This is a genomic window from Enterobacter sp. WP_7_1 (assembly GCF_003688535.1).
In the GTDB taxonomy this organism is placed as follows: domain Bacteria; phylum Pseudomonadota; class Gammaproteobacteria; order Enterobacterales; family Enterobacteriaceae; genus Enterobacter; species Enterobacter asburiae.
Window position 1 is genome coordinate 160,519 of sequence record NZ_REFK01000004.1, and the last position, 18,522, is coordinate 179,040.

Consider the following 18,522-nt stretch of genomic DNA (forward strand, 5'->3'; position numbering starts at 1 on the left):
CGGTTAATTGAAATGGAAAAAGTATGAAGAACTGGAAAACGCTGCTGCTCGGTGTCGCTATGGTTGCGAATACCAGCTTCGCGGCCCCCCAGGTTGTTGATAAAGTCGCTGCTGTGGTTAACAACGGCGTCGTGCTTGAAAGTGACGTTGACGGTCTGATGAAATCGGTGAAGCTCAATTCGGGCGAAGCCGGTCAACAGCTTCCGGATGACGCCACGCTGCGCCACCAGATCCTGGAGCGTCTGATCATGGATCAGATCGTTCTGCAGATGGGGCAGAAAATGGGTGTGAAGGTCACTGACGAGCAGCTCGATCAGGCGATCGCTAACATCGCGAAGCAGAACAATATGTCTTTAGACCAGATGCGCAGCCGTCTGGCCTATGACGGCATCAGCTACGCCACCTACCGTAACCAGATCCGTAAAGAGATGCTGATTTCGGAAGTGCGTAACAACGAAGTGCGTCGCCGCGTTACCATCCTGCCTCAGGAAGTGGACGCGCTGGCAAAACAGGTGGGTAACCAGAACGATGCGAGCACAGAGCTGAACCTGAGCCACATTCTGATCCCACTGCCAGAGAACCCAACGTCCGATCAGGCCGCGGAAGCCGAAAGCCAGGCGCGTTCTATTGTTGAACAGGCGCGTAACGGCGGCGACTTTGGCAAGCTGGCAATTACCTACTCCGCTGACCAACAGGCGCTGAAAGGCGGCCAGATGGGCTGGGGACGTATTCAGGAGCTGCCATCCATCTTTGCCCAGGCTCTGAGCACGGCGAAGAAAGGGGATATCGTCGGTCCTATCCGTTCAGGCGTGGGCTTCCACATTCTGAAGGTGAACGATCTGCGCGGCCAGAGCCAAAATATCTCCGTCACCGAAGTTCACGCTCGCCACATTCTTCTGAAACCGTCACCGATCATGACTGACGATCAGGCGCGTGTGAAGCTGGAACAGATCGCAGCAGACATTAAGAGCGGTAAAACCTCATTTGCGAAGGCAGCAAAAGAGTTCTCTCAGGATCCAGGCTCTGCTAACCAGGGCGGCGATCTGGGCTGGGCGGCTGCGGATATTTACGATCCTGCATTCCGCGATGCGTTGATGAAGCTGAACAAAGGCCAGATCAGCGCGCCGGTCCACTCTTCATTCGGCTGGCATCTGATCGAGCTGATGGACACCCGTAACGTTGATAAAACGGATGCGGCACAGAAAGACAGAGCCTACCGTATGCTGTTTAACCGTAAGTTCTCTGAAGAAGCAGCAACCTGGATGCAGGAACAACGCGCCAGCGCTTACGTGAAAGTTCTGAGCAACTAATGAAACAGCATCGTGTTGTTATCACGCCCGGCGAACCCGCCGGGATTGGGCCTGACCTCGTTGTCCAGCTCGCCCAGCGCAGCTGGCCGGTAGAACTGGTTGTCTGCGCCGATGCAACACTGTTACAAGACCGGGCAACGCTGCTCGGTCTGCCTTTAACGCTCATCCCTTACGTTGAAGGCCAACAGCCTGCACCGCAGCAAGCCGGTACGCTCACTCTCCTTTCAGTTCCCCTTCGTACGCCGGTCATCCCGGGCCAGCTCAGCACGGAAAACGGCCACTATGTCGTTGAAACCCTGGCGCGCGCCTGCGACGGTTGTCTGAAGGGCGAATTTGCCGCCCTGATCACCGGCCCCGTCCACAAAGGCGTTATCAACGAAGCGGGTATACCGTTTACCGGGCATACGGAGTTCTTCGAAGAGCGCTCGCACAGCCCGAAAGTGGTGATGATGCTGGCGACGGAGGAAATGCGCGTTGCGCTGGTGACCACCCATCTGCCGATCAAGGCCATTCCTGATGCGATCACCCCTGAACTCCTGCGCGAGATCATCGGGATTTTGCACCACGATCTGCAGACAAAGTTTGGGATCCCGCAGCCGCATGTGCTGGTCTGCGGCCTGAATCCGCACGCCGGAGAAGGCGGGCATATGGGCACCGAAGAGATCGACACCATTATTCCGGTGCTCAACGAAATGCGGGCGAAGGGGATGAACCTCAGCGGGCCGCTGCCTGCGGATACCCTTTTCCAGCCGAAATACCTGGATAATGCCGACGCCGTGCTCGCGATGTACCACGATCAGGGTCTGCCCGTGCTAAAATACCAGGGCTTTGGCCGCGGGGTGAATATCACCCTCGGTTTACCCTTTATTCGAACGTCCGTTGACCACGGTACTGCGCTGGATCTGGCAGGCCAGGGGAAAGCGGATGTCGGCAGTTTTATTACGGCGCTTAATCTCGCCATCAAAATGATTGTTAATACTCAATGACTAATCGAGTCCATCAGGGCCACTTAGCCCGCAAACGTTTCGGGCAAAACTTCCTTAACGATCAGTTCGTGATCGAAAGCATTGTCTCGGCTATTAATCCGCAAAAAGGTCAGGCGATGGTCGAAATCGGCCCAGGCCTTGCCGCGCTGACCGAGCCGGTAGGCGAACGCCTCGACGAGCTGACCGTCATCGAACTGGACCGCGATCTGGCCGCACGCCTGCAAACCCACCCGTTCCTCGGGCCGAAGCTGACCATCTATCAGCAGGACGCCATGACCATGAACTTTGGCGAGCTGTCGGAAAAAATGGGCCAGCCGCTGCGCGTCTTCGGCAACCTGCCGTACAACATCTCCACGCCGCTCATGTTCCACCTCTTTAGCTATACTGATGCCATTGCCGACATGCACTTCATGTTGCAAAAAGAGGTTGTTAACCGTCTGGTTGCAGGCCCGAACAGTAAAGCGTATGGTCGTTTAAGCGTGATGGCACAGTATTACTGCAACGTGATCCCGGTACTCGAAGTACCGCCGTCAGCGTTCACACCACCACCGAAAGTGGATTCAGCGGTTGTGCGCCTCGTGCCGCACAAGACGAAACCGTATCCGGTTAAAGATCTGCGCGTATTGAGCCGCATTACCACAGAAGCCTTTAACCAGCGCCGTAAAACGATCCGTAACAGCCTGAGCAATTCGTTTACCGTTGAGGTTTTAGCCGAGCTGGGGATCGACCCGGCAATGCGTGCGGAGAACATTTCCGTAGAGCAGTACTGCAAGCTGGCTAATTACATCAGCGATAATGCGCCGCCGAAGGAGAGTTAAGCCATGATTGATTCGCCCCGCGTATGTGTCCATGTACAAAGCGTCTATGTTGAATCACAGTCCTCACCGGACGAAGAACGTTTTGTCTTCGCTTACACCGTGACCATTCGCAATCTGGGGCGGATGCCCGTGCAGCTGCGCGGGCGCTACTGGCTTATCACTAACGGCAATGGCCGCGAAATCGAAGTTCAGGGCGAAGGTGTGGTTGGTGAACAGCCCCACATCGCCCCTGGCGAAGAGTACCAGTACACCAGCGGCGCGGTGATTGAAACGCCGATGGGTACCATGCAAGGCCATTATGAAATGGTCGACGTCGATGGCAATGATTTCCGCGTTGCCATTCCTGTGTTCCGTCTCGCCGTAACCACACTCATTCATTAATCTAATGTCTACATATCTGATTGGCGACGTTCACGGTTGCTACGATGAACTGATCGCATTGTTAAAACAGGTCGACTTTACGCCAGAACAGGACACGCTCTGGCTGACGGGCGATTTAGTCGCGCGTGGCCCCGGCTCCCTTGAAGTATTACGTTTCGTCAAATCGCTGGGCGATAGCGTCCGCATGGTGCTGGGTAATCACGACCTGCATCTGCTGGCGGTTTTCGCCGGGATCAGCCGCAACAAGCCTAAAGATCGCCTCACCCCACTGCTGGATGCGCCGGACGCGGACGATCTGATTAACTGGCTGCGCCGTCAACCCCTGCTACAGATCGACGAAGAGAAAAAGCTGGTCATGGCGCATGCCGGGATCACGCCACAATGGGATCTTGAGACGGCGAAAACCTGCGCGCGTGACGTTGAGGCGGTGCTGGCGAGCGACTCGTATCCTTTCTTCCTCGATGCCATGTACGGCGATATGCCGAACCACTGGAGCGAGGAACTTAGCGGTCTGGCGCGACTGCGCTTTATCACCAACGCGTTCACCCGCATGCGTTTCTGCTTCCCGAACGGACAGCTAGACATGTATTCCAAAGAGACGCCGGAAAGCGCGCCCGCCCCGCTGAAACCGTGGTTTGCCATTCCGGGACCGGTGACAAGCGAGTACAGCGTGGTCTTTGGTCACTGGGCTGCGCTGGAAGGAAAAGGCACACCGGAAGGGATTTACGGTCTGGATACCGGATGCTGCTGGGGCGGAGAGTTAACCTGCTTACGCTGGGAAGATAAAGCTTACTTTGTGCAGCCGTCCAACCGACAGCTGGACTTAGGGGAAAGCGAGGCCGTTGCCTCCTGATACGCTATTCCCTCTCCCGACCGGGAGAGGGAAAATCACTTAACGACGTTCCAGAATCTCGAAGCAGTAGCTGTGGGAGTTCTGTGCATCCGCATCGTGAAATTCGCTGAATACCGATTCCCACTCGTCAGGATCGTAGTCCGGGAAATGGGTATCCCCTTCCACTTCTGCATCAATGTGGGTCAGATACAGCTTCTGCGCTTTTGGCAGGAACTGCTCGTACACGCGACCACCGCCAATCACCATGATCTCTTCGGCATTGCCGCATGCAGCAATCGCCTCGTCTACTGATTTTACCCATTCGACGCGATCGTCAGTGCCCGGCTGGCTGCTGATAACGATATTCTTACGGCCCGGCAATGGACGACCAATCGACTCCCAGGTCAGGCGGCCCATCACTACCGGCTTGTTTAACGTAGTACGTTTAAACCATGCGAGATCGGCAGGCAGGTTCCACGGCATGGCATTTTCCATACCGATAACGCGGTCCACCGCCAGCGCTGCAATCAGACTGATCATTGAAAATTTCCCGGATGCAAAAAATTGCCGCCACTATACGGAAAGCTTAATCTTTCGTCGACTGGCGGCAGGGTAAAGATAAAGAAATTTTTTAATATTGCTGGCAACTCCACTTCACGCGGAAGGTTTACTCTCGGGCTCGTCAGCCGGATCGCCGGTATGCTTGCCCTCTTCCGTGCCCTGCCAGCCATGGCGCTGGATCAGCGACAGGTGGTTACGGTCCTCGTTAATGATTTCCGTCAGCATCGCGCTGGTGCGTTTGAACACCGCCGCACGCTCGGTGGCCGTACTGCCGGCCATCGCCGCCATCTCTTCAACCATCTCGGTATTAAAGCGGCGGAACAGGTCCGCGCGCTCGCGCGCTTCATAAGCGCCGAGCCCCAGGTTTTCCAGCGCCATGCGGCCAGACTTCAGCGCACCTTCGAAGGTTTCACGCTCTGGCGCCTCTACGCCCGCCTGCCGCAGCCGGATGTAGTGATCCACATCGCGCGCGCGGGAAATAATGGTCAGCGCCGGGAAATGTTCTTTTACCAGCTCCACCATCTGCATGCTGGTTTCCGGATCGTCAATGGCGTTAATCAATACCTCGGCTTTTGCCGCCCCGGCGGATTCCAGCAGATCGACGCGGGTTGCATCTCCGTAAAACACCTTCATATCGAATTTACGCAGGGTATCGACATGGTCGGGATCGTGATCGAGGATGACCATCTTCACCCCGCTCGACAGCAGTAAGCGGCCGACGATCTGCCCGTAGCGGCCAAATCCGGCGATGATGACGCGCGGCTGCTCCTCGTCAATCTCATCGGCTTCGCGCTCCTGCTCGCTGCCAGATTTTTCCAGGCGCGTCAGCACCACCAGCAGCACAGGCGTCGCCGCCATCGACAGTGCTACCGCCAGCGTCAGCGCTTTCGCCCACTCGGGATCGAGCACGTTTGCCATCTGCGCGGCGCCAAAGACCACGAACGCAAATTCACTTCCCTGCCCCAGCAGCACGGCGAACCAGCGGCGCTGCCTGCCCGGCACGTTCAATGGGCGAGCAATCAGCCACAGCATCACCATTTTAATGACCAGGAAGCCGACGAGCAGGATGACGATCCGCAGCGGGTGCGTCACCAGCGTGCCGAAGTCGACGGACATCCCGACGCCGATGAAAAACAGCCCCAGCAGCAATCCTTTAAACGGCTCGATATCGCTTTCCAGCGCGTGACGGTATTCTGAGCTCGCCAGCAGAACGCCTGCGAGGAACGCCCCCATCGCCATCGACAGCCCGGCCTCTTCCAGAAGCAGACCAAAGCCGAACACCAGGAACAGCGCCACGGCGCTGAACACTTCGCGCAGGCCAGAGCGGGCAACAAACCGCAGCAGCGGGCGGGTTACGTAGCGACCAAGCAGCACCACCAGCGCCAGCGCGCCCGCCACCTTCAGCGCCGACAGCGCAAAAGCGCCCAGCGTGGTAGAGGAACCGCTGGCCGCCAGCAGCGGGATCATCGCCACCAGCGGGATAGCAGCAATGTCCTGGAACAGCAGCACGGAGAACGCGCTGCGTCCCATCTGGGAGACCGTCAGATTTCGCTCGTTCATCGCCTGCATGGCAATGGCCGTTGAGGAGAGCGCCAGCGTCATGCCGATGAGCTCTGCCACTTTCCAGTCCATGCCCAACAGGATGCAGAACCCACCCAGCAGCAGGCCGCAGGCCACCATCTGCAGCGCCCCGCCGCCAAATACCGAGGCGCGAAGCTTCCACAGCCGCTGCGGGTCGAGCTCCAGGCCAATCACAAACAGCATCAGCACCACGCCGATTTCAGCGAAATGGAGAATCGCCTCGGCATCCGTGACCAGTCGAAAGCCCCACGGCCCAATGACGCAGCCCGCAATCAGGTAGCCGAGCACCGAGCCCAGCCCCAGGCGTACCGCCACGGGCACAATCAGCGCCGCCGCGCCGAGGTAAATCAGCGCCTGTATCAGCGTATGGCTATCCATGGTGCGTCTCCTGCCACTCAAGTAAGCGTTGTTTATAATGACGAGCCTGCGCCTGCAGCGTTTCATCGTCGCAAACAAACGTGCAGTGCATCGCAAACGGCGGGAGCCAGTTCAGACCGCAATAGAGCGCAGTCGCCTGCAGCGGCTGCGCCAGAACGTCAAAACCCGGGAAGGAACCAATATCAAAATGGCTTTCCCCACCGCCGGTGGTGACTGCCCACATCAGGCTTTTCCCTTTTAGCGCATTGCCGTTGTGGCCATACGCCCAGCCGTGGGAGAAGACTTTATCAATCCACAGCTTCAGGAGCGGGGGCGTGCTGTACCACTGCATGGGATGCTGCCAGATAATCAGATCGGCACGGGAAAGCGCCTCCTGTTCGGCGGCGATATCGATATTAAAATCGGGATAGAGTTGATAGAGGGAACGTATCTCTACGTTATCAAGCGTCCTTACCTGCTCAAGCATCCGCTTATTCGCATGTGAGTGCTGCGGATAAGGATGGGCATATATTATCAGAATCATTGATTAGCCTGTTGTTACTGCTTTCTTTTAACAAAAGAGTGTAGTCAGTAATTCAACAGGCTAATAGTGAATATTATTGACGGGCTTACGTCAGAATTCTGAATTAGTTATCCAGCTCGCCCATGGATTTCACCTGGTCACGGTTGATCTGCTCGGTTTGACCGGTTTCGGCGTTTTTGTACGACACCAGACCGGTATCGTCATCTACCTGCGGTTTGCCGTCGGTGACAATGGTTTTGCCATCGGTGGTTTTTACGGCCTGATTAGACGAACAGCCCGCAACGGTAAACATTGTCGTGGCAGCCAGAACGGAAGCGATCAGTAATTTATTTTGCATGGTGTTTTCCCCTGCTCTCAGTTGAATTTCGTTATCGACCTAACCATTTTAGGCTAACTGACTGAAAGCGGATGAAAAACCAGAAGGTTCTGAAGATGGGAGAATGCCCGGCAACCGAACGGCACCGGGCATTTTGACTTACTTGCTAATCTGCGCGTGCATTTCCTGCACTGAAATCACCTTCTCGGTGGCATCCGCGTTCAGCGCCATGGCCGTTGCGAAACCGCCGTTCAGGGTGGTGTCGTAGTGCACTTTGTACTGCAGCGCGCTGCGGCGAATCAGCTTGGAGTCTTCAATCGCCTGGCGGCCTGCGGTGGTGTTGATGATGTAGGTGTATTCGCCATTCTTGATACGATCCTGAATGTGCGGACGACCTTCATGCACCTTGTTCACCAGACGCGGGTTGATGCCGGCTTCGCCCAGCACAATCGCCGTACCGTGGGTTGCATCCAGCTCGAAGCCCTGTTTCAGCAGCTTGGCGGCCAGGTCAACCACGCGCTCTTTGTCGCCTTCGCGAACGGAGAGCAGCGCACGGCCTGATTTTCTCATGGTGGAGCTACTGCCCAGCTGCGCCTTCGCGAACGCTTCTGCGAAGGTGCGGCCCACGCCCATCACTTCCCCGGTAGAGCGCATTTCTGGCCCTAACAGCGGGTCAACGCCCGGGAATTTGTTGAACGGCAGCACCACTTCTTTCACCGAGTAGTACGGTGGAATGATCTCTTTGGTCACGCCCTGCTGCGCCAGCGTCTGGCCCGCCATCACGCGCGCCGCCACTTTCGCCAGCGGTACGCCGGTGGCTTTGGAGACGAACGGTACGGTACGTGCCGCACGCGGGTTCACTTCAATCAGGTAGACTTCGTTGTCTTTCACCGCGAACTGGACGTTCATCAGGCCGCGAACCTGCAGCTCGAAGGCCAGCTTCTGCACCTGCTGGCGCATCACGTCCTGAATCTCCTGGCTCAGGGTGTACGCTGGCAGAGAACAGGCGGAGTCGCCGGAGTGCACGCCTGCCTGCTCAATGTGCTCCATGATGCCGCCAATCAGCACCATTTCGCCGTCGCAGATGGCGTCCACGTCCACTTCCACCGCATCGTCGAGGAAGCGGTCGAGCAGCACTGGCGCATCGTTCGACACGCTTACCGCGGTCTGGAAGTAGCGGCGCAGGTCGGCTTCGTCATAAACGATTTCCATCGCGCGGCCGCCCAGCACGTAGGAAGGACGCACCACCAGCGGGTAGCCAATCTCTTTCGCCTTCTCAACGGCCATTTCAATGGCGGTGACGGTGGCGTTCGCCGGCTGTTTCAGCTTCAGACGGTCAACCGCCTGCTGGAAACGCTCGCGGTCTTCCGCACGGTCAATCGCGTCCGGGCTGGTGCCGATAACCGGCACGCCTGCTGCTTCCAGCGCGCGCGCCAGCTTCAGCGGGGTCTGGCCGCCGTACTGCACGATAACGCCTTTTGGCTTCTCGATGCGCACGATTTCCAGCACGTCTTCCAGGGTAACCGGCTCAAAGTAGAGGCGGTCAGAGGTGTCGTAGTCGGTAGAGACGGTTTCCGGGTTACAGTTGACCATGATGGTCTCGTAACCGTCTTCGCGCAGCGCCAGCGAGGCGTGTACGCAGCAGTAGTCGAACTCGATGCCCTGGCCGATACGGTTTGGACCGCCGCCCAGCACCATAATCTTGTCGCGGTCGACGGACGGGTTCGCTTCGCACTCGTCTTCATAGGTGGAGTACATGTAGGCGGTGTCGGTCGAGAATTCAGCCGCACAGGTGTCCACGCGCTTGTAGACCGGGTGCAGGTCGTACTGGTCGCGCAGCTTGCGGATTTCCGCTTCACGCACGCCCGCCAGCTTAGCCAGACGCGCGTCGGCGAAGCCTTTACGCTTCAGCACGCGCAGGAAGTCAGCGTCCAGGCCGGTGATGCCCAGCTCAGCGACCTGTTCTTCCAGACGCACCAGCTCTTCAATCTGCACCAGGAACCAGCGGTCGATGTTGGTCAGGTTGAACACGCCGTCTACGGACAGGCCCGCACGGAAGGCATCGGCGATATACCAGATACGCTCTGCGCCAGCGTCTTTCAGCTCGCGGCGAATTTTGGTCAGCGCTTCCGGGTCGTCCAGGCTCACTTTCGGGTCGAAGCCGGTCGCGCCCACTTCGAGGCCGCGCAGCGCTTTCTGCAGGGATTCCTGCTGCGTGCGGCCAATCGCCATCACTTCACCGACAGATTTCATCTGGGTGGTCAGACGGTCGTTCGCGCCTGCGAACTTCTCGAAGTTGAAGCGTGGAATTTTGGTGACAACGTAGTCGATGGACGGCTCGAAGGACGCAGGCGTGCGGCCACCGGTGATGTCGTTCATCAGCTCGTCGAGGGTGTAACCCACCGCCAGCTTCGCCGCCACTTTCGCAATCGGGAAGCCGGTCGCTTTAGAGGCCAGCGCGGAGGAACGGGACACGCGCGGGTTCATTTCGATAACAATCAGACGGCCAGTTTTCGGGTTCACCGAGAACTGCACGTTAGAACCGCCGGTTTCCACGCCGATTTCACGCAGTACCGCCATCGAGGCGTTACGCATGATTTGATACTCTTTGTCGGTCAGGGTCTGGGCTGGCGCAACGGTGATGGAGTCGCCGGTGTGGATACCCATCGCATCGAAGTTTTCGATGGAGCAGACGATGATGCAGTTGTCGTTTTTATCACGCACCACCTCCATCTCGTACTCTTTCCAGCCAATCAGCGATTCATCAATCAGCAGCTCTTTGGTTGGAGAGAGAGCCAGACCGCGCTCGCAAATCTCTTCGAACTCTTCGCGGTTGTAGGCGATGCCGCCGCCGGTGCCGCCCATGGTGAACGATGGACGGATGATGCACGGATAGCCCACGTCAGCCGCGACGGCCAGCGCTTCTTCCATATTGTGTGCGATACCGGAACGCGCGGTGTCGAGGCCGATTTTCTTCATCGCCACGTCGAAGCGGCGACGGTCTTCTGCTTTATCAATCGCGTCGGCGGTCGCACCAATCATGGTCACGCCGAACTCTTCCAGCACGCCCTGACGCTCCAGCTCCAGCGCACAGTTCAGCGCCGTCTGGCCGCCCATGGTTGGCAGCACCGCGTCCGGACGCTCTTTCTCGATGATTTTACGCACCACTTCCCAGTGAATCGGCTCGATGTAGGTTGCATCGGCCATTTCCGGGTCGGTCATGATGGTTGCCGGATTAGAGTTTACCAGGATTACGCGGTAACCCTCTTCACGCAGGGCTTTACACGCCTGCGCGCCGGAGTAGTCGAATTCGCAGGCCTGGCCGATGACGATCGGGCCAGCGCCAAGGATCAGGATGCTTTTTATGTCTGTACGTTTTGGCATTGTCTTCTCGGCTCCTGATTATTTAGCGGTCTTACGGTATTGCTCGATAAGTTCGATGAAGTGATCGAACAGCGGCGCGGCGTCGTGTGGGCCCGGGCTGGCTTCCGGGTGACCCTGGAAGCTGAATGCTGGCTTATCGGTACGGTGGATACCCTGCAGGGTGCCATCGAACAGCGACTTATGGGTCACGCGCAGGTTAGCCGGCATCGAGGCTTCATCGACGGCAAAGCCGTGGTTCTGCGCGGTGATCATCACCGTGTTGTTATCGATGTCTTTCACCGGGTGGTTACCACCGTGGTGGCCGAACTTCATCTTAACGGTGTTCGCACCGCTCGCCAGCGCCAGCAGCTGATGACCGAGGCAGATGCCGAATACCGGGATGTCGGTTTCCAGGAAGGACTTGATAGCGGCGATGGCGTAATCACACGGCGCCGGGTCACCAGGGCCGTTGGACAGGAAAATACCGTCCGGATTCATCTTCAGCACGTCTTCGGCAGACGTTTGTGCCGGAACCACCGTCAGGCGGCAGCCGCGGTCAACCAGCATGCGCAGAATGTTGCGCTTGGCGCCGAAATCGTAGGCCACCACGTGGAACGGCAGCTCGCTCTCTTTTTTCGCTTCCGGCAGGTCGCCTTCCAGCGTCCAGCTACCCTGAGTCCAGCTGTAGGCTTCAGCGGTCGTCACTTCTTTCGCCAGGTCCATGCCGTTCAGGCCCGGGAAGGCTTTCGCTTTTTCCAGCGCCAGCGTCGCATCGAGGTTATCACCCGCGATGATGCAGCCGTTCTGTGCACCCTTCTCGCGCAGCAGACGCGTTAACTTACGGGTATCGATATCGGCAATCGCCACGATGTTATGGCGCTTCAGATAAGAAGAGAGGTCTTCGGTATTGCGGAAGTTGCTGGCAATCAGCGGCAGGTCGCGGATGACCAGGCCTTGCGCATGTACCTGAGAAGATTCTTCGTCAGCCGCATTGGTGCCGACATTGCCGATATGAGGATAAGTAAGAGTAACGATTTGGCGAGAATAGGAAGGATCAGTGAGGATTTCTTGATAACCGGTCATTGAAGTATTGAAAACGACTTCCCCAACCGCCGAACCCGTTGCCCCTATGGCCCGACCGATAAACTGGGTTCCGTCTTCCAGAACCAATAGCGCTGACTTAATCAAAACACCCTCCAGAGAATATTCACTCACTTTATTTGCATATTAATTCATAGCATGTCATGGATCAATGCAAATGTGTTGCCAGCGGATTTTTGGCAAACGGCGGCATTCTGGGTATTTGGTGGGTAAAAGTCAACTTAAAACGGATATTTTGTTTACTCTTTTGCAAGTCTGACGAGTGGAATGCGGCTTAAGCGACAAAAAGATCAGGTAAATCACTGCGGAAAACGCTTGCGCGCCTGGTTTAATAAAAAATAATGCGATGGAGCAGAATAAAGTGGACCAAATGGTCAAAATTTACATTTCAGTAACGCTATAATGCTACTTTATATAGACATTTATGGCTTTTGACTAAAACTCAACATGAAACAGATAAAATAAAAGGGCAATAAAATATTGCCCTATGCAATCAAACAATTACGACTGCAATAACCACATCACGATGGGTAATAATGCTTACAAATTGTTGAGATCGAGCACGTCTCGCATATCAAAAAGGCCATTTTTCTTGTTTTTAAGCCACAAAGCGGAACGTACCGCACCGTTGGCGAACGTCATTCGGCTGGAGGCTTTATGCGTAATTTCGACGCGCTCACCAATATCGGCGAACATCGCCGTGTGTTCGCCGACGATGTCACCTGCTCGCACGGTTGCAAAACCAATGGTGCCCGGCACGCGTTCGCCGGTGTAACCTTCGCGGGTGTAAACCGCGCAATCTTTTAAATCTTTATCAAGTGCATGAGCAATCGCTTCGCCCATCGCCAGCGCCGTACCTGATGGCGCATCAACTTTGTAACGGTGGTGAGCTTCTACGATCTCAATATCGGTATAGTTGCCCATCACCTTCGCGGCCTTCTCCAGCAGCTTCAGCATGACGTTCACGCCCACGCTGAAGTTTGCGGCGAAGACAATCGCAATCTCTTTTGATGCATCCTGGATAGCCTGCTTACCCGCATCGTCAAAACCGGTGGTGCCGATCACCATCCCCTTGCCGTGCTGGCGACAAAACGCCAGATGCGCGAGCGTCCCTTCCGGGCGGGTAAAATCGATGAATACATCGAAGTCCTCTTTTACCGCCTCCAGGCTGCTTTGCACGGTAACGCCCGTGTGGCCTGCGCCCGCCAGCTCACCGGCATCGGTCCCCAGAAGTGAAGAACCTTCACGCTCCAGAGCCGCGCCAAGCGCGACGCCATCCATCTGAAGTGCCGCCTGAATAAGCTGACGGCCCATACGTCCACCCGCGCCCGCAATGGCGACACGGATCTGTGCATCATGCATAGTTATTCTCTTACGTTAAAATGATGTAAACCGTTTTCAGATTAACCAGCCTTGAGAAGCACTGCCAACTGAAAACACCGATAATTAGAATTTAACGTGAAACCGACTTAAATATCAGTAAAAGACATGATTTTGTCGTCACGATAAAGTAACGGGTAAAAAAAAGGCCAGCACAGGAGGTGCTGGCCTTTCATCAGAAAAAGGTCTATTCGACTTCGCGGGCGTCGATGCGCAGTTCTTTCGGGACTTCGAAAACGATGTTCTCTTCACGTCCTTCCAGCGGCACCGCTTCGCCGCCGCCCAGCTCCTGCAGACGGGAAATGACGTTCTGTACCAGAATATCTGGCGCAGACGCCCCGGCCGTCACGCCGACACAGGCCGCGTGTTTAACCCACTCTTCCTGAATATCCGACGCGTCATCAATCAGGAAAGCCATTTTCCCCATACGCTGCGCCAGTTCGGCCAGACGGTTGGAGTTAGACGAGTTTTTGGAGCCGACCACCAGCACCACGTCCGCCTGTTCAGCCAGTGCGCGCACCGCTTCCTGACGGTTAGTGGTCGCGTAGCAGATATCATCCTTACGCGGACCGACGATTTTCGGGAAGCGCTGGCGCAGGGCGTCAATCACGTCTGAGGTATCGTCTACGGAGAGCGTCGTCTGGGTCATAAACGACAGACGGGCTTCATTTTTCACGTTCAGCGTAAAGACATCGTCCGGCGACTCAACCAGATACATCCCCCCTTCCGGGTTACTGTACTGACCCATGGTGCCTTCGACTTCCGGATGACCGGCATGGCCAATCAGAATCGACTCTTCACCGCGGCGGCTGGCGCGCGCCACTTCCATATGCACTTTTGTCACCAGCGGGCAGGTGGCATCGAATACGGTCAGGTCGCGGCTTTTCGCTTCGTTACGTACCGCCTGAGAGACGCCGTGCGCGGAGAAGATCAGGATCGCACCGTCCGGCACTTCGCTGATCTGCTCAATGAAGATGGCGCCGCGCTCGCGCAGGCTGTCGACCACGTAGCGGTTGTGCACCACTTCGTGACGCACATAAATCGGCGCGCCGTAAATCTCCAGCGCGTTTTCAACAATGCTGATAGCGCGGTCTACACCGGCGCAGAAGCCGCGCGGGTTAGCCAACAGGATCTGCATTTCAGGCCTCCAGTGCAGGATCGATTTCCAGCACTTCAACATCAAAATGAACGGTACGCCCGGCAAGCGGATGGTTGAAGTCAACGGTAATAGAGTCGCCGTTGATTTCGCGGATCACGCCAGGCATTTCGCTGCCGTCCATTGCGGTAAAGAGCATAATCGCTCCGATCTCCGGTTCACCCGCGTCCATAAACTCGCGGCGCGAGAAATACTGGATCAGGTCCGGACTCGGCACGCCAAACGCGGCATCCGGCTCCAGCGAAAAGGCTTTTTTCTCACCCTCTTTCAGGCCCAGAAGCTGCTGCTCAAGACCTTCAGACAGGGAGGTATCGCCAAGACGAAACAGGGCCGGTTTGCCGTTATTGCGGGTGGATTCGGCCGTGGAGCCGTCATCCAGCTTCAGCGTGAAGTGAACGAGAACCGCGCTGTTGCTCTGTACGGATTTAGACATGCAAATTGCTCGCTTGTTTTGCCCGGTAGCATTACGCCACCGGGCGAGTATGTTACGCCTGCTCTTTCGCGGCCGGTTTAGGCAAGAAGCCTTCCAGCACGATTAACGCCGCACCGATACAAATTGCCGTATCGGCCAGGTTAAAGGTCGCGAAGTGCCAGTCGCCGACGTAGAAGTCGATCATATCGACCACAAAGCCGTGCCACAGGCGGTCAAACAGGTTGCCCAGGGCGCCGCCAATGATCAGCGCGTAGGCAATGTTATTCAGCTTTTGCGTGGCCTTCGAGCGGTACATCAGCACCGCGAGGATCACGCAGATACCGAGAGCGATACCCGCAAAGAACCAGCGCTGCCAGCCACCGCTGTCGGCAAGGAAACTAAACGCAGCGCCGTAGTTACGCGCGTAGTGCAGATTAAGCGACGGGAACAGCGGAACCGTCTCCCCCAGAGTAAAGTTCTGGAGGATCAGGAACTTGCTGCCCAGATCGATAATCAGCACCACAACAACCAGCCACAGCCAGCGCAGTCCTGTTGAACAGAGAGTTTTACTCATCAGGCAAACTTACGTTTTTCGCCGTCACCGGCGACGTTGCTTACACAGCGTCCGCAGATGTCTGCGTGTTCCGCCACCTGGCCAACATCGGTGGTGTAATGCCAGCAGCGCGGGCATTTCTCACCGTCGGCTTTGCTCAACGCGACTTTCAGTCCTTTGAGCAGTTCGCTCTGCTGAGCATCAGCAGAAGCATCGGCATAATCCGCAACTTTCGCACCGGAGGTCAACAGGACAAATCGTAATTCATCGCCCAGCGCCGTCAGCTTCGCCGCCAGCTCCGGTTCGGCGTACAGCGTGACTGCCGCTTCCAGAGAGCCGCCGACTTTCTTGTCTGCACGCGCCTGCTCGATAACCTTATTCACTTCGCCACGCACTTTCAGCAGTTCGTCCCAGAAGGCATCGTTCATTGCTTCGGTGCTGGAGAGATCGAACAGACCTTCGTACCACTCGCCCGTGAACACATACTTCTCACGGTCGCCCGGCAGGTAGCCCCAGATTTCGTCCGCGGTGAAGGACATGATCGGTGCCATCCAGCGCACCAGCGCTTCTGCGATGTGGAACAGCGCGGTCTGGCAGCTACGACGCGCCACGCTGTCCGCTTTCGCGGTGTACTGGCGGTCTTTGATGATGTCGAGGTAGAACGAGCCCATCTCGATGGAACAGAAGCGCATCAGGCGCTGCACCACTTCGTGGAAGTCGTAAGACTCATAGGCTTTCAGGATATCTTCCTGCGCCGCTTTCGCGCAGCCTACCGCCCAGCGATCCAGCACCACCATCTCTTCCGGTTTCACCATGTCTTTTGCCGGATCGAACCCGTTCAGGTTCGCCAGCAGGAAGCGCGCGGTGTTACGGATACGACGATAGCTGTCGGCAGCACGCTTCAGGATCTCGTCAGACACCGCCATTTCGCCGGTGTAATCGGTAGAGGCCACCCACAGACGCAGAATGTCTGCGCCCAGCTTGTTCATCACATCCTGCGGAGAAACGGTATTACCGATAGATTTGGACATCTTACGGCCCTGACCATCCACGGTGAAGCCGTGAGTCAGTACCTGACGGTAAGGCGCTTTACCCTTCATGGCGGTGGAGATCATCAGAGATGACATGAACCAGCCGCGGTGTTGGTCAGACCCTTCCAGATACATATCGGCAGCGTGACCGGCAAATTCCGGACGCACGTCAACCACGGAGGAGTGGGTAGACCCGGAGTCGAACCACACGTCCAGGGTATCCGGCACTTTCTCGTAGTTGTCTGCGTCAGCGCCCAGGATGTCGCGGGAGTCGAGATCCCACCACGCCTGAATACCGTCAACTTCGACGCGCTTCGCCACTTCTTCCATCAGTTCCAGGGTGTTCGGGTGCAGCTCCTGCGTCTCTTTATGTACGAACAGAGACATCGGCACGCCCCAGGTGCGCTGACGGGAGATACACCAGTCAGGACGGTTAGCCACCATGGATTCGATACGCGCCTGGCCCCAGTCAGGGATCCACTGCACGCCTTTGATCTCTTTCAGAGACTGCTCGCGCAGGCCTTTCTGATCCATGCTGACGAACCACTGCGGGGTCGCACGGAAGATGATCGGGGTCTTGTGACGCCAGCAGCACGGATAGCTGTGCTGCATTTTTTCAACGTGCAGCAGCGCGCCGCTGGTGCGCAGCATGTCGACGATGATGTCGTTCGCTTTGAAGACGTTGATACCGTCCAGCGCCGGGTAGGTACCAGGCAGATAAGATCCGTCCGGGCCAACCGGGTTAGCGATTTCCAGACCGTACTTCAGGCTGATGTTGTAGTCGTCAGGACCGTGGCCACCGGCGGTATGCACCGCACCGGTACCCGCTTCCAGCGTCACGTGGTCGCCCAGGATCGCCGGAACGTCGAAGTCCAGGAACGGGTGCTTGAAGCGCATCAGCTCCAGCGCGTCGCCTTTCACGGTGCCCAGTACGGTGTAATCGGTGATATGCGCGCGCTTCAGCACGCTCTCAACCAGATCTTTCGCCAGGATAACCGCCTGACCGTCAATCTGCACCAGCGCGTATTCGAACTCACCGGACAGGGAGATCGCGCGGTTGGCTGGCAGGGTCCACGGGGTGGTGGTCCAGATAACCAAAGAGATTGGGCCGTTTACCGAGGAGACGCCAAATTTAGCTTTCACCGCATCCTGATCGACGGCATGGAACGCCACGTCGATAGATGGAGAGGTTTTGTCGTAATACTCAACTTCCGCTTCTGCCAGCGCAGAGCGGCAGTCCACGCACCAGTGCACCGGCTTAGCGCCTTTGTGCAGGTGGCCGTTACCGATGATTTTACCCAGCGCACGGATGATGTTGGCTTCAGTTTTGAAGTCCATGGTCAGGTACGGGTGCGACCAGTCGCCCAGCACGCCCAGACGGATGAAGTCAGCGCGCTGACCGTCAACCTGCGTGGCTGCGTATTCGCGGCACTTCGCACGGAACTCGGCGGCGGTGAACTTCTCACCCGGTTTGCCAAACTCTTGCTCTACCTTCAGCTCGATCGGCAGACCGTGGCAGTCCCAGCCCGGAACGTAAGGCGAGTCATATCCCGTGAGGCCTTTGGACTTCACGATAATGTCTTTCAGAATCTTGTTAACCGAGTGACCAATATGAATGCTGCCATTCGCATATGGAGGGCCATCATGCAGAATGAAGGTTTTTTTGCCTTTTTTGGCTGCACGAATGATGCCGTACAGGTCATCATCGGTCCAACGCGCCAGCATTCCCGGTTCGCGCTTGGCGAGATCGCCGCGCATCGGGAACCCTGTTTCCGGCAAATTCAGGGTTGATTTATAGTCACTCATCAGATTCTCGGTTCCGTATTTATCACGTAGGCAG

At 56.8% G+C, this 18,522-nt stretch carries 16 protein-coding genes; 5 read left to right on the forward strand and 11 right to left on the reverse strand.

Annotated elements, in window-relative coordinates:
- Window positions 1-23: 23 nt before the first annotated feature.
- From surA to apaH, 5 genes are read left to right on the forward strand one after another with little or no spacing between them, the layout of a single operon-like run.
- Window positions 24-1,310 (forward strand): peptidylprolyl isomerase SurA, encoded by a 1,287-nt coding sequence (gene surA, locus BJ885_RS17015; protein ID WP_023310364.1) that lies wholly within the window; start codon window positions 24-26, stop codon window positions 1,308-1,310.
- Window positions 1,310-2,296, forward strand: a complete 987-nt coding sequence (gene pdxA, locus BJ885_RS17020) for a 4-hydroxythreonine-4-phosphate dehydrogenase PdxA (RefSeq protein WP_029740873.1) — start codon at window positions 1,310-1,312, stop codon at window positions 2,294-2,296. The genes surA and pdxA overlap by 1 nt, the downstream gene beginning before the upstream one ends.
- Window positions 2,293-3,114, forward strand: coding sequence for a 16S rRNA (adenine(1518)-N(6)/adenine(1519)-N(6))-dimethyltransferase RsmA (gene rsmA, locus BJ885_RS17025; protein ID WP_023310362.1), 822 nt, complete (start codon window positions 2,293-2,295; stop codon window positions 3,112-3,114). Before pdxA ends, rsmA begins: the two co-directional genes overlap by 4 nt.
- A 3-nt stretch (window positions 3,115-3,117) precedes the next feature.
- Window positions 3,118-3,495 (forward strand): Co2+/Mg2+ efflux protein ApaG, encoded by a 378-nt coding sequence (gene apaG / locus BJ885_RS17030; protein WP_023310361.1) that lies wholly within the window; start codon window positions 3,118-3,120, stop codon window positions 3,493-3,495.
- Between the two features lie 4 nt (window positions 3,496-3,499).
- Window positions 3,500-4,348, forward strand: a complete 849-nt coding sequence (apaH, locus tag BJ885_RS17035) for a bis(5'-nucleosyl)-tetraphosphatase (symmetrical) ApaH (RefSeq protein ID WP_029740872.1) — start codon at window positions 3,500-3,502, stop codon at window positions 4,346-4,348.
- 39 nt (window positions 4,349-4,387) lie between these two features.
- Here apaH and folA read toward each other — a convergent pair whose 3' ends face one another.
- From folA to ileS, 11 genes are all read right to left on the reverse strand, one after another.
- On the reverse strand, window positions 4,388-4,867 hold the full coding sequence (gene folA / locus BJ885_RS17040) for a type 3 dihydrofolate reductase (RefSeq protein WP_008502023.1): 480 nt from the start codon (window positions 4,865-4,867) through the stop codon (window positions 4,388-4,390).
- Between the two features lie 114 nt (window positions 4,868-4,981).
- Complete coding sequence (gene kefC, locus BJ885_RS17050; RefSeq protein WP_029740871.1) at window positions 4,982-6,847, reverse strand: glutathione-regulated potassium-efflux system protein KefC; 1,866 nt, start codon at window positions 6,845-6,847, stop codon at window positions 4,982-4,984.
- The gene (gene kefF / locus BJ885_RS17055; RefSeq protein WP_023310358.1) at window positions 6,840-7,370 is read right to left on the reverse strand and encodes a glutathione-regulated potassium-efflux system oxidoreductase KefF; all 531 of its coding nucleotides are present in this window, start codon (window positions 7,368-7,370) and stop codon (window positions 6,840-6,842) included. Before kefF ends, kefC begins: the two co-directional genes overlap by 8 nt.
- A gap of 103 nt (window positions 7,371-7,473) precedes the next feature.
- Window positions 7,474-7,707 (reverse strand): YgdI/YgdR family lipoprotein, encoded by a 234-nt coding sequence (locus BJ885_RS17060; protein WP_023310357.1) that lies wholly within the window; start codon window positions 7,705-7,707, stop codon window positions 7,474-7,476.
- Window positions 7,708-7,845: 138 nt separating this feature from the next.
- On the reverse strand, window positions 7,846-11,070 hold the full coding sequence (gene carB / locus BJ885_RS17065; RefSeq protein WP_121932477.1) for a carbamoyl-phosphate synthase large subunit: 3,225 nt from the start codon (window positions 11,068-11,070) through the stop codon (window positions 7,846-7,848).
- Between the two features lie 18 nt (window positions 11,071-11,088).
- The gene (carA, locus tag BJ885_RS17070) at window positions 11,089-12,237 is read right to left on the reverse strand and encodes a glutamine-hydrolyzing carbamoyl-phosphate synthase small subunit (RefSeq protein ID WP_010427050.1); all 1,149 of its coding nucleotides are present in this window, start codon (window positions 12,235-12,237) and stop codon (window positions 11,089-11,091) included.
- A 453-nt stretch (window positions 12,238-12,690) separates the two neighbouring features.
- Window positions 12,691-13,512: a 4-hydroxy-tetrahydrodipicolinate reductase gene (gene dapB, locus BJ885_RS17075; protein WP_047060183.1), complete on the reverse strand. Its 822-nt coding sequence runs from the start codon at window positions 13,510-13,512 to the stop codon at window positions 12,691-12,693.
- Between the two features lie 205 nt (window positions 13,513-13,717).
- Window positions 13,718-14,668: a 4-hydroxy-3-methylbut-2-enyl diphosphate reductase gene (ispH, locus tag BJ885_RS17080; protein WP_121932476.1), complete on the reverse strand. Its 951-nt coding sequence runs from the start codon at window positions 14,666-14,668 to the stop codon at window positions 13,718-13,720.
- Window position 14,669: 1 nt separating this feature from the next.
- Window positions 14,670-15,119: an FKBP-type peptidyl-prolyl cis-trans isomerase gene (gene fkpB, locus BJ885_RS17085; RefSeq protein ID WP_003856450.1), complete on the reverse strand. Its 450-nt coding sequence runs from the start codon at window positions 15,117-15,119 to the stop codon at window positions 14,670-14,672.
- Between the two features lie 52 nt (window positions 15,120-15,171).
- The gene (gene lspA / locus BJ885_RS17090) at window positions 15,172-15,672 is read right to left on the reverse strand and encodes a signal peptidase II (protein WP_029740867.1); all 501 of its coding nucleotides are present in this window, start codon (window positions 15,670-15,672) and stop codon (window positions 15,172-15,174) included.
- Window positions 15,672-18,488 (reverse strand): isoleucine--tRNA ligase, encoded by a 2,817-nt coding sequence (gene ileS / locus BJ885_RS17095; RefSeq protein WP_064673215.1) that lies wholly within the window; start codon window positions 18,486-18,488, stop codon window positions 15,672-15,674. Before ileS ends, lspA begins: the two co-directional genes overlap by 1 nt.
- Window positions 18,489-18,522: the final 34 nt, after the last annotated feature.

Coding starts and splice junctions, on each gene's coding strand:
- pdxA (WP_029740873.1), top strand. CDS start 1,310: ATGAAACAGCATCGTGTTGTTATCACGCCCGGCGAACCCGCCGGGATT.
- dapB (WP_047060183.1), bottom strand. CDS start 13,512: ATGCATGATGCACAGATCCGTGTCGCCATTGCGGGCGCGGGTGGACGT.
- kefF (WP_023310358.1), bottom strand. CDS start 7,370: ATGATTCTGATAATATATGCCCATCCTTATCCGCAGCACTCACATGCG.
- fkpB (WP_003856450.1), bottom strand. CDS start 15,119: ATGTCTAAATCCGTACAGAGCAACAGCGCGGTTCTCGTTCACTTCACG.
- lspA (WP_029740867.1), bottom strand. CDS start 15,672: ATGAGTAAAACTCTCTGTTCAACAGGACTGCGCTGGCTGTGGCTGGTT.
- apaH (WP_029740872.1), top strand. CDS start 3,500: ATGTCTACATATCTGATTGGCGACGTTCACGGTTGCTACGATGAACTG.
- carB (WP_121932477.1), bottom strand. CDS start 11,070: ATGCCAAAACGTACAGACATAAAAAGCATCCTGATCCTTGGCGCTGGC.
- apaG (WP_023310361.1), top strand. CDS start 3,118: ATGATTGATTCGCCCCGCGTATGTGTCCATGTACAAAGCGTCTATGTT.
- BJ885_RS17060 (WP_023310357.1), bottom strand. CDS start 7,707: ATGCAAAATAAATTACTGATCGCTTCCGTTCTGGCTGCCACGACAATG.
- ispH (WP_121932476.1), bottom strand. CDS start 14,668: ATGCAGATCCTGTTGGCTAACCCGCGCGGCTTCTGCGCCGGTGTAGAC.
- folA (WP_008502023.1), bottom strand. CDS start 4,867: ATGATCAGTCTGATTGCAGCGCTGGCGGTGGACCGCGTTATCGGTATG.
- surA (WP_023310364.1), top strand. CDS start 24: ATGAAGAACTGGAAAACGCTGCTGCTCGGTGTCGCTATGGTTGCGAAT.
- rsmA (WP_023310362.1), top strand. CDS start 2,293: ATGACTAATCGAGTCCATCAGGGCCACTTAGCCCGCAAACGTTTCGGG.
- ileS (WP_064673215.1), bottom strand. CDS start 18,488: ATGAGTGACTATAAATCAACCCTGAATTTGCCGGAAACAGGGTTCCCG.
- kefC (WP_029740871.1), bottom strand. CDS start 6,847: ATGGATAGCCATACGCTGATACAGGCGCTGATTTACCTCGGCGCGGCG.